This window comes from Streptomyces sp. NPDC006012 (genome assembly GCF_042871185.1).
Taxonomy (GTDB): domain Bacteria; phylum Actinomycetota; class Actinomycetes; order Streptomycetales; family Streptomycetaceae; genus Streptomyces.
The window spans coordinates 225629-251125 of record NZ_JBIAIE010000006.1; the positions used below are offsets into that span (position 1 = coordinate 225629).

The 25497-nt window shown below is 72.6% G+C and carries 23 protein-coding genes; 10 read left to right on the forward strand and 13 right to left on the reverse strand.

Annotated elements, in window-relative coordinates:
* Positions 1-94: 94 nt before the first annotated feature.
* Both ACFYPJ_RS14480 and ACFYPJ_RS14485 read right to left on the reverse strand, forming a co-directional pair.
* Positions 95-1279: an MFS transporter gene (locus ACFYPJ_RS14480; protein ID WP_389015639.1), complete on the reverse strand. Its 1185-nt coding sequence runs from the start codon at positions 1277-1279 to the stop codon at positions 95-97.
* 38 nt (positions 1280-1317) lie between these two features.
* Positions 1318-1692 (reverse strand): hypothetical protein, encoded by a 375-nt coding sequence (locus ACFYPJ_RS14485; RefSeq protein WP_389015642.1) that lies wholly within the window; start codon positions 1690-1692, stop codon positions 1318-1320.
* Positions 1693-1863: 171 nt separating this feature from the next.
* Between ACFYPJ_RS14485 and ACFYPJ_RS14490 the strand changes: the two genes are divergently transcribed.
* Positions 1864-2259, forward strand: coding sequence for a luciferase family protein (locus ACFYPJ_RS14490; RefSeq protein ID WP_389015645.1), 396 nt, complete (start codon positions 1864-1866; stop codon positions 2257-2259).
* Between the two features lie 457 nt (positions 2260-2716).
* On the opposite strand, the gene ACFYPJ_RS14495 is transcribed toward ACFYPJ_RS14490, so the two are convergent.
* On the reverse strand, positions 2717-3496 hold the full coding sequence (locus tag ACFYPJ_RS14495) for a DeoR/GlpR family DNA-binding transcription regulator (protein ID WP_389015649.1): 780 nt from the start codon (positions 3494-3496) through the stop codon (positions 2717-2719).
* Positions 3497-3632: 136 nt separating this feature from the next.
* Between ACFYPJ_RS14495 and ACFYPJ_RS14500 the strand changes: the two genes are divergently transcribed.
* Together ACFYPJ_RS14500 and ACFYPJ_RS14505 are read left to right on the forward strand one after the other, a co-directional pair.
* Positions 3633-4514 carry an SIS domain-containing protein gene (locus tag ACFYPJ_RS14500; protein ID WP_389015651.1) on the forward strand — a complete coding sequence of 294 codons (882 nt, stop codon included), beginning with the start codon at positions 3633-3635 and terminating at the stop codon, positions 4512-4514.
* Positions 4515-4537: 23 nt separating this feature from the next.
* Positions 4538-5410 carry a ketose-bisphosphate aldolase gene (locus ACFYPJ_RS14505; RefSeq protein WP_389015654.1) on the forward strand — a complete coding sequence of 291 codons (873 nt, stop codon included), beginning with the start codon at positions 4538-4540 and terminating at the stop codon, positions 5408-5410.
* A gap of 65 nt (positions 5411-5475) precedes the next feature.
* Here ACFYPJ_RS14505 and ACFYPJ_RS14510 read toward each other — a convergent pair whose 3' ends face one another.
* On the reverse strand, positions 5476-6609 hold the full coding sequence (locus ACFYPJ_RS14510) for a methyltransferase (protein ID WP_389015657.1): 1134 nt from the start codon (positions 6607-6609) through the stop codon (positions 5476-5478).
* A gap of 68 nt (positions 6610-6677) precedes the next feature.
* On the opposite strand from ACFYPJ_RS14510, the gene ACFYPJ_RS14515 reads away from it, so the two are divergent.
* From ACFYPJ_RS14515 to ACFYPJ_RS14525, 3 genes are all read left to right on the forward strand, one after another.
* A complete protein-coding gene (locus ACFYPJ_RS14515) occupies positions 6678-7328 on the forward strand; it encodes an alpha-ketoglutarate-dependent dioxygenase AlkB family protein (protein WP_389015660.1) in 651 nt (216 codons plus the stop codon).
* 155 nt (positions 7329-7483) lie between these two features.
* Positions 7484-8731, forward strand: coding sequence for an ROK family protein (locus ACFYPJ_RS14520; protein ID WP_389015663.1), 1248 nt, complete (start codon positions 7484-7486; stop codon positions 8729-8731).
* Between the two features lie 399 nt (positions 8732-9130).
* Positions 9131-9421 (forward strand): SHOCT domain-containing protein, encoded by a 291-nt coding sequence (locus ACFYPJ_RS14525; RefSeq protein ID WP_389015666.1) that lies wholly within the window; start codon positions 9131-9133, stop codon positions 9419-9421.
* 709 nt (positions 9422-10130) lie between these two features.
* Here ACFYPJ_RS14525 and ACFYPJ_RS14530 read toward each other — a convergent pair.
* Both ACFYPJ_RS14530 and ACFYPJ_RS14535 read right to left on the reverse strand, forming a co-directional pair.
* Entirely contained in the window at positions 10131-10643 is a 513-nt protein-coding gene (locus ACFYPJ_RS14530; RefSeq protein ID WP_389015669.1) for an ATP-binding protein, read from the reverse strand.
* Between the two features lie 211 nt (positions 10644-10854).
* On the reverse strand, positions 10855-11178 hold the full coding sequence (locus ACFYPJ_RS14535) for a hypothetical protein (RefSeq protein ID WP_389015672.1): 324 nt from the start codon (positions 11176-11178) through the stop codon (positions 10855-10857).
* Positions 11179-11531: 353 nt separating this feature from the next.
* Here ACFYPJ_RS14535 and ACFYPJ_RS14540 point away from each other — a divergent pair, with 353 nt between their 5' ends.
* Positions 11532-12656, forward strand: coding sequence for a PLP-dependent cysteine synthase family protein (locus ACFYPJ_RS14540; RefSeq protein WP_389015674.1), 1125 nt, complete (start codon positions 11532-11534; stop codon positions 12654-12656).
* A 76-nt stretch (positions 12657-12732) separates the two neighbouring features.
* Here the strand turns inward: ACFYPJ_RS14540 and ACFYPJ_RS14545 are convergent, their stop codons facing one another.
* Positions 12733-13224, reverse strand: coding sequence for an SRPBCC family protein (locus ACFYPJ_RS14545; RefSeq protein ID WP_389015677.1), 492 nt, complete (start codon positions 13222-13224; stop codon positions 12733-12735).
* A gap of 72 nt (positions 13225-13296) precedes the next feature.
* Positions 13297-14127 (reverse strand): DeoR/GlpR family DNA-binding transcription regulator, encoded by an 831-nt coding sequence (locus ACFYPJ_RS14550; protein WP_389015680.1) that lies wholly within the window; start codon positions 14125-14127, stop codon positions 13297-13299.
* 288 nt (positions 14128-14415) lie between these two features.
* Between ACFYPJ_RS14550 and ACFYPJ_RS14555 the strand changes: the two genes are divergently transcribed.
* Entirely contained in the window at positions 14416-16800 is a 2385-nt protein-coding gene (locus tag ACFYPJ_RS14555; protein WP_389015683.1) for a hypothetical protein, read from the forward strand.
* Between the two features lie 167 nt (positions 16801-16967).
* Here ACFYPJ_RS14555 and ACFYPJ_RS14560 read toward each other — a convergent pair whose 3' ends face one another.
* The 4 genes from ACFYPJ_RS14560 to ACFYPJ_RS14575 all read right to left on the reverse strand — a co-directional run bounded on the left by ACFYPJ_RS14560 (position 16968) and on the right by ACFYPJ_RS14575 (position 21801).
* Positions 16968-19409 (reverse strand): right-handed parallel beta-helix repeat-containing protein, encoded by a 2442-nt coding sequence (locus tag ACFYPJ_RS14560; RefSeq protein ID WP_389015686.1) that lies wholly within the window; start codon positions 19407-19409, stop codon positions 16968-16970.
* Between the two features lie 164 nt (positions 19410-19573).
* Positions 19574-20179 (reverse strand): hypothetical protein, encoded by a 606-nt coding sequence (locus ACFYPJ_RS14565; RefSeq protein ID WP_389015689.1) that lies wholly within the window; start codon positions 20177-20179, stop codon positions 19574-19576.
* Between the two features lie 312 nt (positions 20180-20491).
* Entirely contained in the window at positions 20492-21316 is an 825-nt protein-coding gene (locus ACFYPJ_RS14570; protein WP_389015692.1) for an MOSC domain-containing protein, read from the reverse strand.
* Between the two features lie 41 nt (positions 21317-21357).
* Positions 21358-21801 carry a DUF6643 family protein gene (locus tag ACFYPJ_RS14575; protein ID WP_389015694.1) on the reverse strand — a complete coding sequence of 148 codons (444 nt, stop codon included), beginning with the start codon at positions 21799-21801 and terminating at the stop codon, positions 21358-21360.
* A 291-nt stretch (positions 21802-22092) separates the two neighbouring features.
* On the opposite strand from ACFYPJ_RS14575, the gene ACFYPJ_RS14580 reads away from it, so the two are divergent.
* Positions 22093-23391, forward strand: a complete 1299-nt coding sequence (locus ACFYPJ_RS14580) for a TerD family protein (RefSeq protein WP_389016021.1) — start codon at positions 22093-22095, stop codon at positions 23389-23391.
* A gap of 7 nt (positions 23392-23398) precedes the next feature.
* Here the strand turns inward: ACFYPJ_RS14580 and ACFYPJ_RS14585 are convergent, their stop codons facing one another.
* Entirely contained in the window at positions 23399-24592 is a 1194-nt protein-coding gene (locus tag ACFYPJ_RS14585) for a glycosyltransferase (RefSeq protein WP_389015697.1), read from the reverse strand.
* Positions 24593-24631: 39 nt separating this feature from the next.
* Between ACFYPJ_RS14585 and ACFYPJ_RS14590 the strand changes: the two genes are divergently transcribed.
* On the forward strand, positions 24632-25417 hold the full coding sequence (locus ACFYPJ_RS14590) for a glutamate racemase (RefSeq protein WP_389015700.1): 786 nt from the start codon (positions 24632-24634) through the stop codon (positions 25415-25417).
* Positions 25418-25497 lie beyond the last annotated feature (80 nt).

Here is a 25497-nt window from a genome sequence, read left to right on the forward strand (position 1 = left end):
CCTGTCCGCCCAGTCCCTCCGGGGTATGGCGGGCGCCGCTACGTATGCCCAGGAGAGGTGCTCCCGCAGGGTCCCGCATGCGTACGTATGACGTTCACCGTGCGGGCCGTGCGGGCGGGGCGGGCGGTCGGCCTGCCGCAGCGCGCCGCGTCGTCACGCCGATCAGCACGGCCACGGCGGCCAGCGCCGCGACGCTGGTGAGTGCGGTGGACAGGGAGAACCAGTCGGCCATGAAGCCGATTGCGGGCGGTCCGAGGAGCATGCCGCCGTAGCCCAGCGTGGAAGCGGTCGCGACCCCGCTGGGGCCGGCGAGCATCCCGGCCCGTTCCACGGCGACCGGGAAGAGGTTGGCGAGGCCGAGCCCGGTGACGGCGAAGCCGAGCAGGGCCGCCCACACGGAGGGGGCGAGCGAGCCGAGCAGCATGCCGGCCGTCGCGACGGTGCCGCCCGTGACCACCGTACGGGTGTGTCCGAGACGTTCGAGCAGGGCCGTACCCGTCAGCCGCCCGACCGTCATGGCGAGCGCGAAGCACGAATATCCCACCGCTGCGAGGCCGGGCGAGGTGTCCAGATCCTGTTCGAGGTGGAGGGCACCCCAGTCGGCCATGGCGCCCTCGCCGTACGCCGTGCACAGCGCGATCAGGCCGAAGACGACCACCAGCCCGCGGGTGCGGCCGTCGCGCCGCCGCGTCGTGCCATCGGCGGTGCCGTCTGGGCGCTCGACCGGTCGCGGCGGCTCGTGCCTTAGCAGCATAGGCCCGGCGATGGCGGTGACCAGCAGCCCCACGACGGTCAGTCCGAGCAGGTGCTGCGTGGGGGAGAGGGCGCCGGCGACCAGTCCGCCGAGCCCGGCTCCGATCATGCCGCCCAAGCTGAAGGCCGCGTGGAAACTCGGCATGATGGGCCGCCGCAGCGCGGCGACCAGGTCGACGGCCGCGCTGTTGAAGGCGACGTTGATCCCGCCGTAGGCCGCGCCGAACACCAGCAGGACGGCGCCCAGCGCGAGCGCCGAGTGGGTGAGCGGGGGCAGCGCGACGCTCAGGGAGAGCAGGACGGCACAGACGATGGTCACCGGATGGGCGCCGTAGCGGCGGCACAGGCGTCCGGTGAGGGTCATGGTGACCACGGCGCCCGCCGAGACGCCGAGCAGGGCGAGCCCCAGCGAACTGGCGGAGGCGTTGGTCTGGTGCTTGATGGCGGGGATACGGACGACCCAGCCCGCGAAGACGAAGCCGTCGAGCGCGAAGAACGTGGTGATCGCGATGCGCAGACGGGTCATCGTGTCGCCTTGGGGGGCAGTGCGGGTGAGGGTTTTGTTTATTCGCGGCACAAAATCAGGCTAGGGGCGGGGCCGAGGTGGGGCAAGGGATTGGGGAGCGCGGGCAAGGGATGTGGCGGGTGCCCGTCCGTGGCCCGTTTGCCGGCTTCCGTCCATGCCTGCCCGAATTGGTTGGGTCGGTCGGTGAAGTAGCGTGCGGCCGGCTCCGTCGCGGGAATGTGCCGGGCCTGGCTGAAGCCCGCCTCGCGGGCCGGGGCGACCAGGTCCTCCGGGCAGCTCCGCCGCGACATCCGGTCTGCGCTGCGCGAACGAGTCGAGTCGGTGCCGAGGAGGGCGAACTGCCCGACTCGGGCGACGCGTTCGGCCACCAGCTCCTCGACGAAGCAGGCCCGGGCCACGATCGATGCGCGCATGACGCGGGTCTCCTGCGGGTCCATGTCCGGGCGTGCGCGCCAGGTCTTGCCCGGGTCCGCCAGCCGTAGACATGATCGCTGATCGGGCGGGCGTTCGGCGTCTTGGCTACAGGATGGTTAATGCTTTCGCACGTGGTGGTTGCGGGGCGGTGAGCAGTCCATGATGTCCTCATGACGTTGGCCTCGCGCGCACTCGCGCAACTGGCGACCTGGCCAGATCTGAAAAGGTCCATGCCAAGCTGCGGCCAGGGACAGGCACTCCGTTCGGCGCAGGGTGAGATCGTCCACTTCCACTCGGACCGGGACATCGATCTGCTGCTGACCGACCGTGCCATCCGGCGGTTCGCCGGCGACCTCAGGAACACCGGGGCGATCCGCATCGTGCCCGGCTCGAAGTGGGTGACCATACATCTCGACGCCGCGAGCGACGTCGATCTGTTGCTGACGCTGGTGAGCGTCGCGCTCCAGGCGCAGTCGGCGTGGCCGGACCCCGTCGGCCGGCCTTCGCTCGGCTGCAACGACCAGCGAAGTGCGGGGTTCTTGCGGGCCGATCCCGGCGGCATCTGACGCGGCGGACACTCCCTGGCGCCTCGCCCGGCAGCCACCCGGCAGGGCGCCGATTCTTCAGCGCACCCGCATCGCGGCCCGACTGCCCAACCACCGGACCACACCGGGCCTTTGCCGCTCGCCCGGCTCCGTGCTGCGGGTCCCTGCTCACCCGGCGCCGGGCCCCGCACCGCCGAACTGCGTCGCCATACCGCGGAACTGCGTCCCCGTACCGCTGAACCGCGCCGTGCACAGCCCCCTGCCCCCTGGCCCCGCATCGCCGTTCGCCTGTCCGGCGTCGCCTTGCCGGAACCGTCGGCTCGATTCCGCCTTCCCGGCGTCGCTTTCCCGGCGTCGTCTGCTCTGCTCGGAGGCCGGTGGCGGCGTCGTCATGCCCGGGACCGTGCCTCGGTTCCGGCCTTCCGGCATCACCTTCCCGGCTCCGCCGACCCGGAACCCGGTGGTCGCGCACCGCACTTCACACCGCCAGGACCCGGATTCCCGCCTCCTCGAACCGAAGTGCCGTCTGTGGTGCCACCGCCGCGTCCGTGACCAGCGTGTCCACGTCCTCGGCCGCGCAGATCCGGGCGAACGCCCGCTGCCCCAGTTTGCTGGAGTCGGCGGCGACGACCACTCGTTCGGCTCGTTCGCACAGCAGCCGGTTGACGGCCGCCTCCGCCTCGTCGTGCGCCGCGGCGCCGTGCTCGACGTCGAAGCCGACCACCCCGAGCACCGCCACGTCCATGGTGATCTGGCCGAGCACCCCGTCCGCGAGCGGTCCGATCAGTTCGTACGACTGCGGCCGCGCGACCCCACCGGTCACCACGATCTTGAACTGCGGCCGCACGGCCAGCTCGTTGGCGATGTTGAGTGCGTTGGTGACCACCGTCAGCGCAGGTGAGCCGGCGGCGAGGTCGGCGCGTTCGGCCAGGGCGCGGGCCACCTCCGTCGTGGTCGTGCCGCCGGTCAGACCCACCGCCTCGCCCGGCGCCACGAGCCTGGCCACCGCCTTGGCGATGCGCTGCTTCTCGGATGCGCGGCGGGCGGTCTTGTAGCGCAGCGGCAGCTCGTACGAGACGCCGTGCACCACCGCGCCGCCCCGCGTGCGCACCAGCATCTGCTGCTCGGCGAGCTGGTCGAAGTCACGCCGGATGGTGGCGGCCGAGACCTCCAGTTCGGCCGCCGCCTCCTCCACGTCCAGCCGGCCGCGCTCGACGAGCAGTTCCAGCAGCGACTTCCATCGGGCGTCGCGCGACATCCGCAGCCTCCGTCCCTCCGCCCAGTCCTCTGTACTTCCGTGACCTTAGCGCACGCTTCACTCGTCCGAATGATTGATTGTGCTTGAAAGTCCGCGATATCTTGCAGGAACGAGCAATCGACGGGAGGGGTACGGCATGACTCATGTCGAGGACGAGCTGAACAGCCAGCCCGAGTGCTGGTCCCGGGCGGCGGAGGAGGCGCCGCGGCACGGCGGGGCGTTGCCGCGTGCGGGGGAGCGGGTCGCGATCGTCGGGTGCGGCACCTCGTACTTCATGGCACAGGCCGCCGCTGCCCTACGGGAGGGCGCGGGCCAGGGCGAGACGGACGCCTTTCCCGCGTCGGAGTTCCCGCACGGGCGCGGGTACGACCGGGTCGTCGCCCTCACCCGCTCCGGCACCACCACCGAAGTGCTGGAACTGCTCGGCCGGTTGCGCGGCAGCACCCGCACCACCGCCGTCACCGCGGACCCGGACACACCGGTGCGCACGGCCGCTGACGAGGTCGTGGTGCTGCACTTCGCGGACGAGCGCTCCGTCGTGCAGACCCGGTTCGCCACCACCGCGCTCACTCTGCTGCGCGCACACCTGGGCCTGCACACCGACGCCGTGGTCGCCGACGCGCGTACGGCGGTGTCCGCCCCGTTGCCCGACGGGCTCGTCGAATGCACGCAGTTCACCTTCCTCGGCCGGGGCTGGACCGTCGGCCTCGCGAGCGAGGCCGGGCTCAAGATGCGCGAGGCCGCACTGTCCTGGACCGAGGCATACCCGGCGATGGAGTACCGGCACGGCCCCATCAGCATCACCACCAGCACCACGGCGGCCTGGATGTTCGGCGAGGCACCCGAAGGACTCGCCGAACAGGTACGGGGGACGGGTGGCCGGTGGATCGAAGGCACGCTCGACCCGCTGGCCGAACTGGTCCGCGCCCAAAGACTCGCGGTGGCCGTCGCCGCCCGTAAGGGCCTCGATCCCGACCGGCCGCGCCACCTCACCCGCTCAGTGATCCTCGCCCCTTGACCCGCGCGCCGGAAGGAGTACCCGTGTCGCTCGCAGCCACCGGCGACCTGGTCGCCCACGCCGCCGGAACAGCCTCAGCCGTCGCCGCCTTCAACGTCATCACCCTGGAGCACATCGAGGCAGTCGTCGCCGGAGCCGAGGCCGTCGGTGAGCCGGTGATCCTGCAAGTCAGCCAGAACGCGGTCAAGTTCCGCCACGGGCGGCTGCTCCCGCTGGCCGTCGCGGCGGTCGCCGCCGCCGAGCGGGCCGCCGTACCCGTCGCTCTGCACCTCGACCATGTGCAGAGCGACGACCTGCTGCGCCAGACCCTCGACGCCGGGTTCGGGTCCGTGATGTACGACGCGGCACGCCTGCCGTACGCCGAGAACGTCGCCGCGACCAGGGACGCCGTCGGCTGGGCACACGCCCGGGGGCTGTGGATCGAGGCCGAACTGGGCGAGGTCGGCGGCAAGACGGTGCCGGGCAGCAGGGCACCGCTGGACGCGCACGCGCCCGGAGTCCGCACCGATCCCGACGAGGCGCGTGCCTTCGTCGCCGAGACCGGGGTCGACGCCCTGGCCGTCGCCATAGGCAGCGTCCACGCCATGACCACCCGTACGGCCACCCTCGACCACGGCCTGCTGGGACGGCTCGCCGCCGCCGTGCCCGTCCCCCTCGTCCTGCACGGTTCCTCCGGGCTGCCGGACGACGAGCTGCGCGCGGCCGTCGCCGGGGGCATCGCCAAGGTCAACGTCGGTACCGCCCTCAACGTGGCGATGACCGGCGCGATACGTGACTTCCTCGATGCCCACCCCGCAGCCGTGGACTCCCGCACCTACCTCGGCGTCGGCCGGGAAGCCATGGCCTGCGAGGTGGCGCGGATCGTCCGAGCCCTCGGCCGGCCGAGTCCCCGATGACTGCCCGCACCGCACCCCGCACCGCACCTCACACCGCGCCCCGCGGCGAGTGGACCGTTCATCGCCTACTTCTTGACGGCCTTGAGCACCACGAACTTCGGATCACCGGCGATCAGCCGGCTGTTGCCGAACAGGCGGCGCAGCTTCACGTGGTAGCCCAGGTGCCGGTTGCCGATCACCCACAGCTCACCACCCGGCCGCAGCGTGCGCCGCGCCCCGGTGAACATCCGCCACGCGGTCGCGTCCGTGAGCGCCTGATGGGAGTGGAACGGCGGATTGGTGAGGACGACGTCCACGCTGCCCGCCGCCACCCCGGCGAGCCCGTCCCCGACCCGGAATTCGGCGTGCCCCGGTACCCCGTTGGCCTTGTAGGTCGCCTCCGCCGAGGCCACCGCCTGGAACGACTCGTCCACGAACAGTACCTCGGTCTCCGGATTGGCCAGGGCCACCGCCGTCCCGACGACGCCGTTGCCGCAACCCAGGTCGACGATCCTGCGGCTGCCCAGGCTGTCGGGCAGGTGCTGCAGGAAGAACCTGGTGCCGATGTCCAGCCGATCGGCGCAGAACACACCCGCGTGGTTGACGACGGTGTGTCCGGAGGCCGGACCGATGCCGTCGGGGAGCGCATAGCTGTACGGCCATGGGCTCGCGGGGCGGGTCAGGGACGGGTCCGGCGTGCACAGGATCAGCCGTGCCTTCTGCTCGGCCAGCGAAGTCCGGGTCGGGCCGAGGATCCGCTCGAAGAGCTGGAGCGTCGAGGTGTGGATCTCCTTGACCATGCCGGTACCGACGACGACCGTGCCCGAGTGCACGGCGGGCGCCAGCCGGAACAACTGGTCCTCCAGCAGCGCAAGGCTTTTCGGTACGCGGACCAGCAGCACGTCGACCCGCTCGGGCGGCGGATCCTGCGTGGTGAGCAGGCGCACGGCACCGGGCTGCACACCGGACCGCGCGAGATTCGCCCGGGACGCCTCCTGGCTGAGGAAAGAGTCGGTGATCTGCACCGGCCGGTGCTCGGCCAGTGCCGTGCTGAGCGCGCCCCACCGGTCCCCGACGACCACGATCCGGCCGGACAGCGCGACCCCTCGCTCGGCCAGATGCCGCAGCAGATAAGTGTCGGAGGCGTCCCAGGCACGCAGCCGGTCACGCGGATCATCGGGGAAACGGGACAGCTCGAACGTGCCCCACGGGGTAGTCATACGGTGGTCCATCGTGGGTCCAGGCTAGCGGAGCCGCAGCTCAGGGCCGGTCGGGCAGGATGGGATCCATGACGGCGGAGCTGTTTCCCAGAGCACGGGCCGAGATTGCGCCGGGGGCCGTGCACGTGCCGGACTGGCTGGACGCCGACACCCAGCGCGAACTGCTGACGGCCTGCCGCGAGTGGGCCCGTCCGCCCGCCGGACTGCGTACCGTCCACACGCCCGGCGGCGGCACCATGAGCGCGCGCCAGGTCTGCCTGGGCTGGCACTGGTACCCGTACGCCTACACGCGCACCGTCGTCGACGGCGACGGCGCACCGGTGAAGCCCTTCCCCGCCCGGCTGGGCGAACTGGGCCGCCGCGCGGTGGTCGACGCACTAGGCCCGGCAGCGGTCGCACCGGAGCCGTACGACATCGCACTGATCAACTTCTACGGCGGCGACGCCCACATGGGCATGCACCGCGACGCGGACGAGAAGTCCGACGCACCGGTGGTGTCGCTGAGCCTCGGCGACACCTGCGTCTTTCGCTTCGGCAACACCGAGACCCGCGGCAGGCCGTACACGGACGTCGAACTGCGCAGCGGGGACCTGCTCGTCTTCGGCGGCGCCTCCCGGCTCGCCCACCACGGGGTGCCCCGGATACACCCGGGTACGGCACCGCCCCGGCTGGGGCTCACCGGGCGGCTGAACATCACGCTGCGGGTGAGCGGTTGCTGAGCGGTCCGGACCGAGAACCCGGGGAACGACCGGGCGCGGCGTTGCGGCAGACCGCCGGCGCCGCGGCACCGCCCTCCCGGCGGACCGTCCGATCGCCGTGCCGTCCGATCGCAGTGCCGGTCGCAACGGGTGGGGATCATGGGAGACTCGGCCCCATGACCGGCAAGGCGGACCCCCGGGCGGCGGGGGATGGGACCACCTCAAGGACGCGGTTGGACCGGGGGCGCGGGGCGCTCGGACCCGCGTTGGAGCTCGTGCACACGGGACGGGCCCCGACCCGGGCCGTGCTCACCGCCGAACTGGGCGTGACCCGGGCGACCGCCGGAGCGGTGGCCGCCGAACTGGAGGCGCTGGGCCTGATCCGGGTCGACGCCCGCCCGGCCGCGGCGGCCGGTTCCCAGGGCCGCCCCTCGCACCGGCTGGCGGTCGCCGAGGACGGACCCGTGGCGCTCGCCGCGCAGGTGCACGCGGACGGCTTCCGGGCGGCCCTGGTCGGTCTCGGCGGCCGTATCGTGGCCACCGCACCCGGCTGCGAGACCATCGACGCCGACCCGGCGAAGGTGCTCGGCTCAGTGGTCGAGGCCGGCGCCGAACTGCTCCGTGCGACGGGCCGTCGCTGTGTCGGCGCCGGACTGGCCGTGCCGTCGGCGGTGGCCGAACCGGACGGTCTCGCCCTCAATCCCCTCCACCTCGCCTGGCCGGTGGGCGCGCCGGTCCGGCGGATCTTCGCGGAGTGCGTGCGGGCCGCGGGGATCACCGGCCCGGCGTTCGCGGGCAACGACGTCAATCTGGCCGCGCTCGCCGAGCACCGGCACGGCGCCGGCCGTGACGCCCGTGACCTGCTGTGCGTGGCCACGGGGCACCGGGGGGTGGGCGGTGCGCTGGTCCTCGACGGACGCCTGCACACGGGCAGTTCGGGTCTGGCGCTGGAGGTCGGCCACCTCACGGTGAACCCGGAGGGCCGCCCCTGCCACTGCGGCAGCCGTGGCTGCCTCGACGTCGAGGCGGATCCGCTGGCCCTGCTCGTCGAGGCGGGCCGCACCCCCGGCCCCGAGGTGTCTTTGCTCCAGCAGGCCGACGACCTCGTCCGCAACGGCTACGCCGACCCGACCGTCCGCAGGGCGACCGAAATCCTGATCGGCCGTCTGGGGTTGGGCCTCGCGGGCCTGGTGAACATCCTCAATCCCGACCGGATCATCCTCGGCGGCCTCCACCGCACCCTGCTGGAAGCCGATCCGGACCGGTTGCACGCGGTGGTCGCCGGCCGGAGCCTGTGGGGTCAGAGCGGGGGTGTCCCGATCCTCCCCTGCACTCTCGACCACAACAGCCTCGTCGGCGCGGCGGAGCTGGCCTGGCAACCGGTCCTCGACGACCCGCTGACGGCGTTGCCCCTGATGCCCTGACGCCACACGCCCGTGGATGCCACGACCCCTGACGCTGGGCGACCACTGCCACCACTGCCACCGTTCGCGGCAGGCCAGGAACGGTACCTCCCGTCCCGGCCCGAGCAGGGAACCGCCGTGGCGAACCTCCCGCTGAACTCCGCGGCCGTGAACTGCTTCGTACGTCACCGCAGGACGGCAACCACCCGTTCGGATGCCGTCCTGCCGTCGGGGGCCCGGTCACTCGTCGGGGCGTCAGCCACTCCTTCGGGCAGCTCAATGGTGAGGATCCGCCCGGCGTTCGCGTACTCCCCGGGGGGTATGCGCACTGCCGCTGGCCGTACGACGACCCGGACCCCGCCCAGGAGCCAGTCTCGGAGCATCACCCGACACGTGCTTCTTCGGAGGAGATGACCTGCGATGCAGAACCTGGCGAACTGGGACGGCGGTCCCGGCCCGTGGATCTTGTTCTTCCCCCTGTTCTGGGCGGCCGTCGTGATCGGCGTCGGCACCGTCCTGCGCCGCACGGTCCGGCGTGGGCGTGGGTCGCCCTGGTGGCCGGAGCCCGCCGGGCGTCCCGTGGGCGACTCACCGATCGCGATCCTCGGCAGGCGGTTCGCCACCGGCGAGATCGACGAGGACGAGTACTGGCGCCGGCTCTCCGTGCTGGACGAGCGGTTCGGCCACGCGGACAGGATCGGCGCGGCGTGACCGCCAGGTCCGGCGTACGGACCTCCGCCGCCGGGCCATGGGCGCCGGGCGGGCGTACGGCATCGGCCCGTCGCCAGCGGGGCTGCCAACGCCCGGACCGGGCATGCGCCCGACTCATGACCCGCAGGGCCGCGAGCGCGCCCCGCCCCGGCGTGCCACCGACCCCCAACCGGACGCTGTCAACATCCGGACGGGGCCCACGGCACCGCCACGCCACCGGGAGGTCTGTCACCAACACAATGACCGATAAGGCCAGTCAGGCCAGTTCACCGACCGCTGGGCACGCCGGACGGAGGTCTCTCCACGGACGTTCCGGCCACCGGACGGCCCGAACGACGGGGCCGATTCCTCCGGGGCGGAGCCAGTCGGGAGCCGCGCGTGGCTGTCGGCGGTGCGAAGCGCCGACGGCCGCCCGGCCTCCCGGGCTTCGCCCCCACCCCGAGTCTGCGGCCGAGGATGAAGACACCGGGAACGAGGACACCGGGAACGAGCACGCCCGGGATGAGGACACCGGCGATGAAGAAACCGGCGATGAAGACGGTGCCCCGCCCACGGCCCTGCCCGCTTCCGTCCGTACGGATCACGGTGGCCGCACAGGCGGTTCGCCCGTCGGGCCCCGCACGGGACCGCGTCTGGACCGGCGGGTGGCCCGCCAGGACCTCCGGGTGACCGCCCTCATACCCCCGGGGAAGGGAGGGTCACCGCCCGGTCAGCCGACAACGGCCGACCGGGCGGGAGCGTGTGCCACGGCGGGCACGCAGGCGACGGGTTCGACCTCCGTGAACCGAGGGGTGGGCTGCTCCGCGGCCGTACGCTGGGGCGCGCGGCCGCGCTGCGGCTTCGCCTCCACCAGCGCGGGCAACGTGAACCACACGACCTTTCCCTCGTCGCCGTCCGGGCGTGCGCCCCAACTCTCGCTCAGGGCCGCCACCATGGCGAGCCCGCGTCCGCGGGTGTCCAGGGGGGCGACGTCCTTGATGTCCGCGGCCACGGGGAGGCGCGGATCGCGGTCGCGCACCGACACCGTCAGCCGGTCGAGCAGCAACTCGATCTCCACGGTGCACGACTTGTCGGGCCGGGCGTGTTGGTGGACGTTGGTCAACAACTCCGTCACACCGAGCGCGGCCCGGTCGATCAACGGGTCAAGATGCCAGTAGCGCAAATGCGCAGATACGATTCTGCGGACCTGACAGATCCGCGACGGCAGGGCTTGGAGCTCCACCGTGCAGTGCCTGCTTGGGTGACTGATCACGGCTGCGACTCCCCGACGTGAGGTCCGGAAGAACACGGAGTACGGATCCAGCGAGGCGCCTGCATGGGCGGCCGCCTGCTGTCGTGGCCGGCGGGCTGGTTCGCAGCGTTATCGCCGGTAAACCCAGAGTGACGTGAGACCAGAGTGACTCAGGACACACGCGTGCGCAACTCGCCGTCGCTCAGCCCTCGCGCCCCGCTGCCCGGCGCACCGCCTCGATGAACCGACGTGCCGCGGGCGGACCGGTACGGCCGGGGGCCGGGTCGTGATCGCCCAAGGTCAGCAGGTACCGCTGGCCGTTGAGGTCCGCCAGGGCCCGGCCGTCCGGGGCGAACCAGGGCTTGGAGGCACGCACCGCCTGGACCGGCGCGCTGTCTATCTCGCTGCCGTAGCTGGTCAGCAACTCGACCCTGCCGTCGCTGATCCGGACCTGCCCGGCCCTGGTCAGTGAACGCAGCCGCTTCTCTATCCGAACGCCCGTGGCCGTGAACTCCGGCTCCGCCATGCTGCCCCGCCCCCTCGCGCTCGCCCGCCGGACCGGTGCCCGCCGGGGCGGGGGCCCGGTGCCGTCCGGCTCGTTCCGTGATCCAGTGTGCTCCTTCGCACATGATGCCGCCCCGCACCCGGTGCAGTCTGCCCGCCCCTGGCTCTGAACACCAGTACCCATGGTGCCGTACGGGGACGCGCCCGGAGCTTTTCCGGAATGCGCCCCCACGCGCCCCGCCGGCCGCGCCCAAGCGCCGTCTTTGGGCCGCTCAAAGGTGTGTTTATGCAGATGAGAGGCAGTGTGGAAGCTGCCTATGATCGGAGTGGCGACCGTTGCTGGCGCCCGCGGCGCGAAGGGTAAGGAGTCACCTCGTGAGCACCACCCCACAGACCCGGACCGGCGCCACCCAGGACGTCGACCGCACCGATGTCGCCTACCGAGCGTGGCTGAAGGACGCCGTCCGCAAGGTCCAGGCCGACGCCAACCGCTCTGCCGACACCCATCTGCTGCGCTTCCCGCTGCCTGAGGACTGGGGCATAGACCTCTACCTCAAGGACGAGTCGACCCACCCGACCGGCAGCCTCAAGCACCGGCTCGCGCGCTCGCTCTTTCTCTACGGCCTGTGCAACGGCTGGATCCGGCCCGGGCGGCCGGTGATCGAGGCGTCCAGCGGTTCGACGGCCGTGTCCGAGGCGTACTTCGCCAAACTGATCGGCGTGCCCTTCATCGCGGTCATGCCCCGCACGACCAGTGCCGAGAAGTGCCGCCTCATCGAATTCCACGGCGGGCGATGTCACTTCGTGGACGAACCGCGGAAGATGTACGAGGAATCGGCCCGCCTCGCGATGCAGACCGGCGGCCATTACATGGACCAGTTCACCTACGCCGAGCGTGCCACGGACTGGCGTGGCAACAACAACATCGCCGAATCGATCTTCCGTCAGCTGGAGTTGGAACGCTTCCCGGAGCCCACGTGGATCGTCGCCACCGCAGGCACCGGCGGCACCTCGGCGACGATCGCGCGCTATGTGCACTACATGCAGTACGACACCCGTATCTGTGTCGCCGACCCCGACAACTCGTGCTTCTTCGAGGGCTGGACCACCGGCGATCCGGAAGTCACCTGCGACTGCGGCTCGCGCATCGAGGGCATCGGCCGGCCGCGCATGGAGCCGAGCTTCGTACCCGGCGCCATCGACCGGATGATGAAGGTGCCGGACGCGGCCGCCGTCGCCGCCGTACGGTCCCTGGAGCGGGTCATCGGCCGCAAGGCGGGCGGCTCCACCGGCACCGGCCTGTGGAGCGCCCTCAAGATCGTCTCCGAACTGGTCGCCGAGGGGCGCTCCGGCAGCGTGGTCACCCTGCTGTGCGATCCGGGTGACCGCTACCTCGACAAGTACTACTCGGACTCCTGGCTTGAGGAGCAGGGCCTGGACATCGAACCGTACTCGGCCGCGATCGACGCACTGCTCGCCACGGGAGCGTGGCCGGTCTGACCCGCGCCGCGCAGCCCCGCGACACGAAGTACGCGAGTTCTGGGTCCTTTGCACCCGGAGGCGGCCGAGGCGGTTCTCACCCGGACGCGGGACCTGCCGGGTCCCGGTCGGCGAGGCGGCGGTCCAGCGCGGTCATCGCGTCATGGAACGCGCGGCCGACGCCGGGGCGCGCGAGACGGGCGACGGCGCGGAAGAGTCCCGTCCCGTCGAGCGCGAACGTCATCCGTACCCGCGTGCCGGTGCCGGCCGGGGCGAGCCGCCACTCCTCGATCCAGGCGCGCGCGCCCGGCGTGTTCGTCACATCGATGCGGTAGGCGTACGACTCGGACGGCTCGGCCTCGATCACCGACTCCTCGAACCGGGTTCCGCCTCTGAGCCGGACCTCCCGTCCGCCGTCGGTCGGCCGGGCGGACGCCACCGCTGAGAACCACTGGGGCCAGCCGGGTACGTCCTCGGCGAGCGCCCGGAAGACGGCGTCGGGCGCGGCGCTGATCTCGTGCGTGAACACCAGGCGTACGGGGGCGTTCTCGACGAAGTCGATTCCCACCGGACGCAGACCGTGAGCCATGGCTGCCAACCCCCTCGTGAAATCCCCCGGGGGAGACGAGGCATCGTCCCGCCGACCCCGGCTGACGGATCGTCAGTCGGCAGTATCCCCGGTCGGCGCCCCCGCCACCACCAGTCGCCGCAGATGCTCGGAGATCTCCGCGCGTGCCGCGTCCGGCAGGCCCGCGTCGGTGATCAGCGTGTCGACCTGATCCAGGGTGGCGAAGGAACTCAGGCCCACCGTCCCCCACTTGGTGTGGTCGGCGACCACCACCACACGCCGCGCCGACTGCACCAGCCGCCGGTTGGTCTCGGCCTCCGCGAGGTTCGGCGTCGACAGCCCGGCCTCGACCGATATCCCGTGCACCCCGAGGAAGAGCAGGTCGAAATGGAGCGTGCCGATCGCCTGGTCGGCCACCGGCCCCACCAGCGAGTCGGACGGGGTGCGCACCCCGCCGGTCAGCACGACCACGGGCGCGCCCTGCCGCTGCCCCGAGGTCCGCTGCGCGGCGTGGAAGACGTCCGCGACCCGCACGGAGTTGGTCACCACCGTCAGATCCGGCACTTCGAGGAGATGGTGCGCGAGTGCGTAGGTCGTCGTGCCACCGGACAGGGCGATCGCGGTGCCCGGGCTGACCAGGTCGGCGGCGGCCAGCGCGATGTCCTCCTTGGCACTCAGCTCCAGACCCGACTTGGCTTCGAAACCCGGCTCGTGCGTGCTCGCCTCGATGACCGGAACCGCCCCGCCGTGCACCTTCTCCAGGACTCCCTGGCGGGCCAGCGCGTCCAGGTCGCGTCGCACGGTCATGTCCGACACGCCGAGCTTGCGCGTCAGTTCGTTCACCCGGACGCCGCCACGCCGGCGGACCTCGTCCAGGATCAGGGCGCGGCGCTGCTCCGCGAGGAGGTTCTGATTCTCACTCACGTACGCTCCGGTCCTTTCGCCTCGGTCGCCGAGTCGCCCGCCGCACCCGCTCCGACCAGGCTGTTCCGCCGTGCTGCTGGTGCGCGGACGTCCCATCTTGTCACGGGAAGCTTGCGGTTGCGTCCCCCGCATCGACGTGCACTTGCCCTTCGGGCACGATCTGTATCGCCGGGTGTCACACGGATCGAGGAGATTCCGTGACGAGAGGTGTACAAACACCTGGAGCGGAGAATCTGAAGGCCGCGCGGAGACCATCCGCCGGCCCGTCGCGGGGGAAGTGCGAGGACAGTGGAGCGTGCGCAGCAGGAGACCGCGGCCGACGGGGCTGACAGCCCCACGACGCGGCCCGAAGGTGCCCCGATCGACCTGGAACTCCTGGTCCACGGAGTAGGGGGCGCCACACCTCAGGAGATGCTCGACGATCCGTGCACGGTACGGATCACCGGCGACGACAGGGCCGCGGTCTTCCGGCGTGCCGTCGACGCCGACGCGGAAGCCCGGCCCGAGGAGTACCGCGACAGACCGGTCGCCGAGGCGTACGTCTGGTCCAATCTGACCTCGGGCAACAGTGCCCGCGCCCTGTGGCTCCTGCTGCTGCCCTTCATGGTCGTCAACCTCGCGCACTGGATGCGGCCCAGCGCCGCCGGACACCGGCGGACGGTGCGGCTGTACGGGCTGCTGGTGCGGCTCGTGGGACTCACCCTCACGGTGCTGCTGGTGGCGGCGGCCTGCGAGGTCGCTTTGGACCTGGTGGCCTGGCAGTGCGCCGGCGTCAGCGCCTGCGCCGAGCGCCACACCTGGCTGGGTTTCCTCTCGCCCTCGGTCTCCGGCGACGGCTGGTGGAGTTCACCCGGCCGTCGGCTCGCCCTGGCCGCCGCGGTACCGGCCGCCCTCACCTGGCTGCTCTGGTACCTGTCCCGGCGCACCTGGAGCGCGTACGAGTCCCAGCCGCCGCTGACCCACCGCCCGGAACAGGACGAACAGACCGGCCCCACCGCGCTGGGCCGCCCCGGCTTCTGGTACGGGCGCCGGCTGGTGGCCCGGCTGCGCGCCGGGCACACCGCCGCGGGCCTGCTGACGGTGACGGCCGCGGTCGTCGCCCCGGCCGCGCGCTTCGACCGCGGGACGGGCGGTTCCGGATTCCTCGACGTCCTCGGCTGGCTGCTGCTCGCCGCGCTGTGCGCCACCACGGCCACGGTGCTCTGGGTGGTGTGCCGCCGGGGCCGCAGCGAGAGCCGCCTCGACCAGGAACTCGACGAGCACCTGGTACGGCGGCTGCCGCTGGGCGCCCTGGTCCTGCTGGTCCTCGCGCTGCTGTACGCGGGCTGGTCCCGGCCGGGCTGGCAGTCGGCGGGGCGGCTGTCGGGCGACACCGCCTTCGGCGTGGTCGTCCTCGCCCAGGGCCTGCTGGTGATCGTCATCGGCGTGGTCGCCCAGGTGCTGTACCGCTCGGTGCCCCGGGCTCCCGCTGCGGCCGCGGCGACGGACGCCGAGGCCCGACGGCGGGTCGCCATGCGTGGCTTCGGCGGACCCGCGGTCGCGCTGCTCGCCTGCGGGCTGGGCGGTGTGCTCTCGGGGGGCGTCGCACAGCGCGTGGCCGACTGGATGGACGGCACCGGCTCCTCCATCGAAGGCCCGCCGGTGCTGCTGACCTGGCAGGCGTCCGTCATCCCGCCGCTCCTGGTGGCCCTGCTCGGGTTGGTCGGCTGGCTGGCCTGGCGCACCTGGCGGCTCAGCCGTGCCGAGTGCGCCGCGGTGGACACCGACTACCCGAAGGAGCCCGCCGACGCGGCGCGCACCCGCAGTATCGCGCGCACCCGTGCGATGGCCACGCTCACCGACCGGGCCCCTCTCCTCATCGCCCTCGTCTGCGCAACCACGCTGCTGCTCGGCGCCGGTGCCCTGGTCGGTGCCATGGACACCGGACAGACCCCGGTGGAGGCGGCCCGGCACGCGTACGCCGTCGTGCAGGGCGCGGCCGAGGCGGCGCAGGCCCTGGGCTCCTGGCTGGTCGGACTCGGCTTCGTCCTGTTCGTCGCCTTGGGAAGGCGCGCTTACAAGGACGCGTCCGCGCGGCGCACCGTCGGCATCCTCTGGGACGTCGGCACCTTCTGGCCGCGCGCCGCCCATCCGTTCGCGCCGCCCTGCTATGCCGAGCGCGCGGTGCCCGACCTGACCTGGCGGATGGCGACCTGGACACGCAGCACCGGTGGGCGCCTGGTGATCTCAGGGCACTCCCAGGGCAGCGTCCTCGCGGCCGCCGCGGCCTGGCAGTTGACGCCGTCCGTGCGCGGACGGGTCGCGCTGCTCACCTACGGTTCTCCGCTGGAGCGCCTGTACGGCCGCTGGTTCCCCGCCTACTTCGGTCCCGCCGAACTCGGCTCGCTGCACCGTGAGGTGGCCTGCTGGCGCAATCTCTACCGGCTCACCGACCCCATCGGCGGCCCGGTGCGGCTGCCGGGGGACTGCGGCCCGGACGTGGACCGCGAGCCGCTGAAGGACCCGCTCGCCTACGGCCGCACGCCCCAGCATCCGCTCCCCGCGCCCATCCTGGGCCACTCCGACTATCAGGCCGACCCCGTGTTCGCCGAGGAACGGGAGCGACTGCTGGCCCGGCTGCGCCCCGACGTACCGGGCCAACGCCCCGGACCGGCGGCCCGAGCGGACCGGTGAAGTCCGCTGCGGCCGGCCGGAGCAAGCGGAGCGGCGAACCGGGGGAGGGGGCAGAGGGCGCGAGGAACCCGTGCGGCAGGCCACGACGGCTGTCGCGGACGCATCGCGTCACGTCAGGTCGTTCCGGCGGATCGGTCGCAGCACGGCCGTCCGGCGGAACGGTCGGGTCAAGGCAGTTCCGGCAGGTCCTGCGGGTACAGCAGGGTCAGGTCGTCGGTGGTCGGATCCGGGAGCTGGGCGACCCGGCTCGCGTGCCGTTCCACCATCGCCTCGAAGGTCTGCCGGGCGGTGCGGCCGTTGCCGAACGCGGCGCCCTTCGGGATGGCCGTGAAGTACTTCAGCAGCGCCTCCGACGTGCCCTGCGCCAGCCGGTACTCGTGCTCGTCGGTCTGCTGCTCCACGATCCGCAGCAGTTCCTCCGGACCGTAGTCACCGAAGGTGATGGTCCGTGAGAAACGGGAGGCCACACCGGGGTTGACGGCGAGGAACCGCTCCATCTCCGTCGTGTAGCCCGCGACGATCACCACCACCGCGTCCCGGTGGTCCTCCATCAGCTTGACGAGGGTGTCGATGGCCTCCTTGCCGAAGTCCCGGCCCGCGTCCTCCGGTGAGAGCGCGTACGCCTCGTCGATGAACAGCACCCCGCCGCGTGCCCGCTGGAACGCCTCCTGGGTGCGGATCGCGGTGGACCCGATGTGCTCGCCGACCAGATCGACCCGGGACACCTCGACGAGATGCCCCTTCTCCAGCACGCCGAGGGAGGCGAGGATCTCGCCGTAGAGCCGGGCCACGGTGGTCTTGCCGGTGCCCGGAGAACCCGTGAACACCAGATGGCGCTTGACCGAGGCCGCCTTCAGGCCCGCCTCGCGGCGGCGCCGGCCCACCTCGATCATGTCCGTGAGCGCGCGGACCTCGCGTTTGACGCTCTCCAGGCCGACCAGCCCGTCGAGTTCACCGAGGACGTCCTGGGAACTCCGGGCGGGCTGCGGACCTTCCGCGGCGGCGACGATCGGTTCCTGCTCGCCGCTGCGCTGCCCGGGGATGGCGCCCAGCAGCCCGGCGGAGGGGCTGGTCGTCTGTACGGCGGTCTCCGGTGCCGCCGGTGGCCTGAGCCCGCCGCCGCTCTCGTCGCTGGTGCAGTCCTCCACGACAGGTCCCGTGCCGGAGCCCTGGTCGGGACCGCCGTCCGCGAACTCGTAGCCCCCGCGCGCGCAGCGTTCCGTGCGGCACTTCCGCAGTGTTGCACGGCAGCCGTCTATCACATGGAAGCCGTAGCCGCCGCTGCCCGTCACCCGGCAGCCCAGGAAGCTGCCCCGGCCCCCGGCGGACACGTAGAACCCCGCCTCGGCGGGGGAGTCCACCGTGCAGCGCTCGATGGTGGGGTCCGCGCCCTTGGTGACGATCACACCGGTCTGGGTGCCGTCCAGGGTGCAGTTGTTGAGCGTGCCGCCGCTGCCGTGGTCACGGAACCAGGCGCCGGTCGCTGCCTCCCGGATACGGCAGTCGTCGAGCTGCGCGGTCGCCCCGTCACTGACCGACACGGCGGTGTTGCGCACCTGGGACAGGTCGCTGTCCACCACGTCCGCGCGGGAGCCCCGGTCCAGGACGAACAGGGCGTCCGGCACGTCGTGCACCCGGCAGGAGTCGAGCACCGCGGTCGCGCCGTCGCTCACCCACACCGCGGGGTAGTCGCCCGTGCTGTCGAAGATCTCGCACTGGTTGGCGTCCACCCGGGTGCCCGGGTCCCACACCGACAGGCCGTTGCGCCCGAACTGCCGCACGGTCGTCCGGGTCAGGGTGAGCACCGAGCGGGAGCGCAGGTCGACCGCGTTCTCCGGGATGTCGTGGATACGGCAGTCGGCGAGGGTGAGGACGGCGTCCGTGTCGAGCGTGACGCCGTCCGCGGCCGTGCGGTGCACATCGCAGTCGGTGAGGTGCGCCGTGGCCCGCGCGGTGATCTGGGCGCCGGCGCCCCGCACCTCGTAGACCTCGCAGCCCACCGCCTCCAACGCGGAATTCTCGCCCGTCACCATCAGACCCACACCCGAGGCGTGGTGCACCCGGCAGCGCTCCAGCCGGGGGTGCGCGCCGCCGCGCACCGTGATGCCCGACTGCCCGGCCGCCACCACCTCGCAGTCCTCGAACACCCCTGCCCCGCCGTCGAGTACGGCGATGCCGATGCCCGCCGGATTGTCCACGGTGCAGCGCCGCACGGTCGGGCGGGCCGAGCCGCGCACCTCCACGCCCGCGGCGGAGCGGGTGACGACCCGTACGTCCCGCAGTTCGGGTGAGCCCTCCTCGACGAGCAGCGCGGGCGCGGCGGCGTCCTGGCCCTCGACGAGCAGGTCCTGCACCACGGCCGAGGCGCGCACCGTCAGCGGTACCCCGTCCATCGGGGCGATGCGCACCGAGCCGGGCGAGCCCTCGGGGCCGCGCAGCGTCACCGCCCGCTGTATGACGAGGTTCTCCCGGTAGGTGCCGGGAGCGACGGTGAGGACGTCGCCCTCGGCGGCGGCCTCCAGGGCAGCGGCGAGCGATGTGTACTCACCCGTGCGGCGCCGCCACCGCGATGTGCCGGTGTGCGTCACCTGGACCGTGCCCTGTGCCATGGCGTTGCCGTGCCCCCACCTCGTCGTACGTGGCTCGTTCGCCTCGGGGTGCACAGCCGGTGCCGCGCCCCTGCGGCTCGTCGCGCGCGGGTCAAAGCCGAGTGTCTCGGCCGGTCCACCGTAGCGTGCGCGCGGGCGGTGGATTGACCAGAGGCGACAGGCCGTCAGCTGCCGGTGCCTGCCTTGCCCCAGTCCGGGCCGGCCCGGTCCCATGCCTGGTCCCAACGGGCGTACCGGCGGCGGACCATGCGCCAGACGATCATCCGTCTGCAGGCGTCGATCAGTCCTGCCGTCAGCAGTGCCGCACCGAGCCCGGCCAGTACCGCGTGCGTGGCCGCCGTCGCGGAGTCCAGCGGGCGGGGGACCAGGTGGCCGCGGGCGTCCGTCCACAGGACGAAGCGGTCGCCCCGCCGAGGGGACATGAGGTCCGCCGTGACCGGGCCCCGCTGCCGGGTGCCGTCCGGGGCGGTCCACTCGGCCAGCACCCGGCTGCGCGGACTGTTGCCGCTGCCGCTCTCCGGGTCGGGTTCGGACACGGCGTCGTCCAGCTTGCGCAGCACGGTGGCCGTGATCGAGTGGCGGGAGTGCTGCTGGGCCCGTACGGATCGCTGGAGGGCGTTCTGCGCCCCGGTTCCGACGAGCGAGCCGACGACGGGCGCGGCGACAGCGATCAGCAGCAGCGTGCCCAGGGCCACCCATGCCTCGGCCAGATCGGTCGCACGGCGCAGCGGATTCCGCCGCCACCGCCAGAGACCGCTGAATGCCCACACGGTCCTCTGCCCCCCTTCCCGCTCCGTGCCAACCCCTGGTGGAGTCGTGCGCCTGAGATCCCGGCCGAAGAGAGAGCCACGTCACCCCTGCACCTTCGACCAGGTCCGGTCAACAACTTCTCGAATTTCTCACGACTTCCCAACGACCGGACCGCGGGGTCTGGTTCCCCGTGCCGCCGGGATCGAGCCAACCGTGCGGCCCGGCCCGTCCGCGTACGGTCGAGGGATCCGCCGTCAGTCGCGGGTCACGCAGCGGAGGATCGCGCAGTGGTGGAGCGAGAAGTAGTGGAGCGAGAAGTGGAGGATCGCGAACTAGCCGAGGATCCGCACCGGATCCCCGACGCGGATCGTGCCGGCGGACCGGGGGACCAGGTTCTGGCCGAAGACCAGCGAGCCGCTGATGCGGCGGTGACGGGCCAGCGTGCGCAGGGGCTCCGCGCCGCGCGCGGCGGTGCTCTGGTCGGTCGTGGTCACGACGCACCGTCCGCACGGCTTGGCGACGCGGAAGTCCACCTCGCCGATGGCGATGCGCGACCAGCCGTCCTCGGCCCAGGGGACCGTGCCCGCCACGACGACGTTCGGCCGGAAGCGGTTCATGGGCAGCGGACCCTCATGGGCGTGATCGCCCTCGGCCAGCAGGGAGTTGAGGGCGTCGAGGGAAGCGAGCGTGGTCACCAGCAGCGGAAAACCGTCGGCGAGGCTCACCGTCTCGCCGGGCAGCGCGAAATCAGGATCGACCGGGCGGCGCGTGGCCGGGTCGTCCAGGTGGACCAGACGGACGTCCGTCCCGAGATGCGCGGTGCACCAGGCGTGCGCGGCCTCCGTGGCAGGGACGGCCTCCACCTTGGTGCCGAAGACGGAGATCGTCACCGTGCCCGCCGGCCGAGGGACCGGCACCATCAGCGGCGTCCTCCCGGCCGCGGACAGCCGAAGGCCGCCGTCGGCCATGGGCTCGGCGGCGGCCAGTGCCAGGCGCGGCTGCTCACGCTGCGTGACGACCTTTCCCCCGTCGCCGACCACTGCCCAGCGCCGGTCCCCGGCCAGCCCCCAGGGCTCCACGGCGGCCTCCCGGAGCGCGATGCTCCGGAACGCCTTGACCGGATGGACGTGGATCGATTGCAGCGTGGCGTTCCCCATGCCGCCATCGTGCCAGGCGTCGCGGAAGGCCGGGAGCCCCGTCAGTAGCCGCGGTAGGGCTGCTGGTTGTTGTACGGGTCCTGGTACGGGGCCGGAGCGGGCCGCGGAGCCGCGGGCCGCATCGCCTCGTAGCCGTTGCCGTGGGTCATCGGCCGCGGCGGCTGCGGCGGCTGCTGACCGGGGTAGCCGCGCGGCGCGGTGGCCTGCTGCGGGATGTAGGACGTGGGAGCCTGCTGCAACGGAGCGGGCTGCTGCGCCTGCGGGTAGCCGTAGAGCGGGGCGCTCTGGGAGGGGCCCGCCGGGAGCGCGGGCAGGGCCGACGGCAGTGCGGGCAGGTTGCTGAGCGGCGCGTCGTAGGCCGCGGGGACCCGGATCGGGGCGATCTGCGGGGTGCCCCGCTCGGCCACGAGTGAGTCGTAGATCGGAGTGTCCGGGAAGGAGGCGGAGTAGTAGCCGCCGCCATAAGTGGAGCGGGGGGAGGTCATGGCACATAAGTTAAGCCCACGATGTGCTGGTTGGGGAGACCGATAAGAGGGTTGTTTTCCGTGTCGGCGGTGACGTGGCATCGCTAATCCGAGCGAACTTGGCAAAAAGGGGCGGTGCCCGACGTTTAGATCGTGTAAAGGCCGAGTTCCTGGCGGGTTACCGGGTGTTGGACGGCGATCTTTCCGCCCGGCCGGTGGGAGTTCCCCGCCCTCAGGAATAGGTTGGCCGGGTAGGGATGCAATGGACGGCCGGGGTGCGGCCCGGTGAGACGTGAGGGGGCGGACATGACAATGCCGAAAGGGTCGAATGCGCCGGTGCCCACGACGGCGCTGCGCGTCGAATTGGGCTGGCGTTCGGAGCCCGGGGTTCCGGACGTGGACGCCTCGGCGCTCCTGCTCGTGGCGGGAAAGGTGCGCTCCGACGGTGACTTCGTCTTCTACAACCAGCCCGCGCACTCCTCCGGTGCGGTGCGCCACGAGGGGAAACGCAACACCGCGGGGAAGGTGACCGACACCCTTTTCGTGGACCTCGCGCGCGTGGAGGCCGCTGTGGAGCGGGTGGTCCTCGCCGCCTCGGCGGACGGCGGGACGTTCGGCCGGGTCCCGGACCTCTACATCGCGGTGACCGACGCCGCCCGGGGCGACATGGTCGCCCGCTTCGACAGCACGGGTGCCACGGTCGAGACGGCCTTCGTGCTCGGCGAGTTCTACCGCCGCCAGGGAGGCTGGAAGTTCCGCGCCGTCGGGCAGGGCTACAGCAGCGGCCTGGAGGGCCTGGCCACCGACTTCGGGATCACCGTGGACGAGCCGCAGCACGCGGCACCGCACCCCGCCCCGGCGGCCGCACCCCCGATGCCGCCGCAGGCACCCACCCTGCCGCCTGCCGTGGCCGCACAGCCTCCGGCGACCGCCCCGGCGCCGGTCGCCCCGCCGGCCGTGCCGTCGTCCGCCGCCCCCGTGCGGCTCAGCAAAGTCACGCTCACCAAGGCGGCCCCCTCCGTCTCGCTGGCCAAGCAGGGCGGCACCTCCGGCGCGCTGCGGGTCAACCTCACCTGGCAGATGCGCAAGCAGCAGACGCGCGGATGGGGCGGCCGGTGGGGCGCCGCGCACACCGATCTCGACCTCGACCTGTGCGCCCTGTACGAACTCACCGACGGCCGCAAAGGAGTCGTCCAGGCCCTCGGCAACGCCTTCGGATCGCTCGACCGGCCCCCGTACATCCACCTGGACGGCGACGACCGCACCGGCGGCACGGCGAGCGGCGAGAACCTCACCGTCAACCTCGACCACACCCGGGACTTCCGGCGCATCCTCGTCTTCGTCACCATCTACGAAGGCGCCAATTCCTTCGCCGACCTGCACGCCACGGTCACCCTGCGCCCCCAGCACGGTGCACCCGTCGAGTTCTCGCTCGACGAGTGCATCGTGCCGTCGCCGGTGTGCGCGCTCGCCCTCATCACCAACACCGGCGGCGACCTCGTCGTCCGGCGTGAGGCCCAGTACCTGGTGCCGCCGCGCGGAGTGAGCCCGCAGCGGACGGTCGACCGGGCCTACGGGTGGGACATGAACTGGACACCGGGCCGGAAGTGACGGCCCCTCAGCCTTCGTCGCCGACGGCGTCCGGACGGGCGTACGTACGGCCCTTCCAGGCCGCGCCGCGCCCCCGGTAATGCTGAATGGCCGAATCGACGGTCATCAGGAGGTACAGGAAGGCGGTGAAGGGCAGCAGCGGGGCGAGCCACGGCGGCTGGCGGTAGTGGCGGAGCATCGGGAGGTACGTCCCCGTCATCACGAGCCACGCCGCCCCGCCGGCCAAGGCGGCCGCCGTGCTCCCGGCCGCTGCGCCCACCACGAGCGCGACCGGTGGTACGAGGTACACGAGCGCCAGCCCGGCGACCGTGCCGACGAGCAGCAGCGGGTTGTGCCGCAGTTGCGCGTACGCGCTGCGCGAGACCATCCGCCACAGGTCGTCCAGCCGCGGATACGGGCGCACGCTGTCCACCCGCTCGGCCAGCCCCAGCCAGATGTGCCCGCCGCCGCCCTTCACGGCCCGCGCGAGCGCCACGTCGTCGATGACCGCGTGCCGGATGGCGTCGGGGATCCGCGCCCGCTCCGCCGCCTCCGTGCGCAGCAGCACGCAGCCGCCCGCGGCCGCCGCCGTCCGCGCGCCGCGCTTCCCGATCCGGCGGAACGGATACAGCTGGGCGAAGAAGTACACGAAGGCGGGCACCACCAGGCGCTCCCACAGGCTCTCCACCCGCAGCCGGGCCATCTGCGAGACGACGTCGAAGCCTCCGGTGCGCGCGGCCGCCACCAGCTCCCGCAGGCTGTCCGGCGCGTGCGCGATGTCCGCGTCCGTCAGGAGCAGGTATTCGGGGTCACGCGCGCGTGCCAGACCGATGCCGTGGCGCACCGCCCACAGCTTCCCCGTCCAGCCCGCCGGCGGCTCGCCGGGCGAGGCCACGGTCAGCGGCAGCCCGCCGTGGCGCCCGGCCAGCTCGCGGGCCAGTTCCCCGGTGCCGTCCGAACTGCCGTCGTCGATCAGGAAGACCTCCGCCGGTCCCGGGTACTCCTGCGCCAGCAGCGAGGGCAGACTCGACGGCAGCACGGCGGCCTCGTCGCGGGCCGGTACGACCACGCACACCGACGGCCACACGTCCGCTTCCCGCCGCGACGGCAGGCGGACGTCCGTCCGCCAGAAGAAGCCCTGGCACAGCAACAGCCACAACCAGGCGACGAACGACAGGACGGCGATCCACACGAGGGCACTCACCCGCGCAGTCTGCACCACCCGGCCGGACCGCTGGGAGCCATCCTCTATGGTGGCCGGGTGAAGATCGCGCTCATGGACTCCGGAATCGGCCTCCTGGCGGCCACCGCCGCGATGCGGCGTCTGCGACCCGACGCGGATCTCGTCCTCTCCCTCGACCCCGACGGCATGCCCTGGGGACCGCGCACCCCCGAGGACCTCACCGAGCGCGCCCTCGCCGTGGCCGAGGCCGCCGCCGCGCACCGCCCCGAGGCGCTCGTCGTCGGCTGCAACACGGCGACCGTGCACGCGCTGCCCGCCCTGCGGGCTCGCCTGGAACCCGGCATCCCGGTGATCGGCACCGTCCCGGCGATCAAGCCGGCCGCGGCCGGCGGCGGCCCCGTCGCGATCTGGGCCACGCCCGCCACCACCGGCAGCCCCTACCAGCGCGGACTCATCGAGGAGTTCGCCGACGGCGTACCGGTCGCCGAGGTGCCGTGCTGGGGACTCGCCGAGGCCGTCGAGCACGCGGACGAGTCGGCCATCGGCGCCGCCGTCGCCGCGGCCGCCGAACTGACCCCGCACGACGTGACGACCGTCGTCCTGGGCTGTACCCACTACGAACTGGTCACGGAGCGCATCCGCACGGCCCTGCAACGTCCCGCCGCCCCGCCGCTGGTCCTGCACGGCAGCGCCGGCGCGGTGGCCGCCCAGACGCTGCGCCGCATCGCCGAACCGCCCGCGCCCGAGGCTGCGGCCGAGGGCACCGTGACGGTGCTGCTGAGCGGCCGCACGGGCGGACTGCCCGCAGCCGCGCTGCATTACGCCGAGGGCCGTCTCCTGGTGGCCGCGAGCGCCGCCCGCTGACCGCCGCGACCGGCGGACGGCACGGGTCCGATCCGGGATCCGCTTCCCGCCACCCGGCGCAGTCACTCTGCGCAACACAT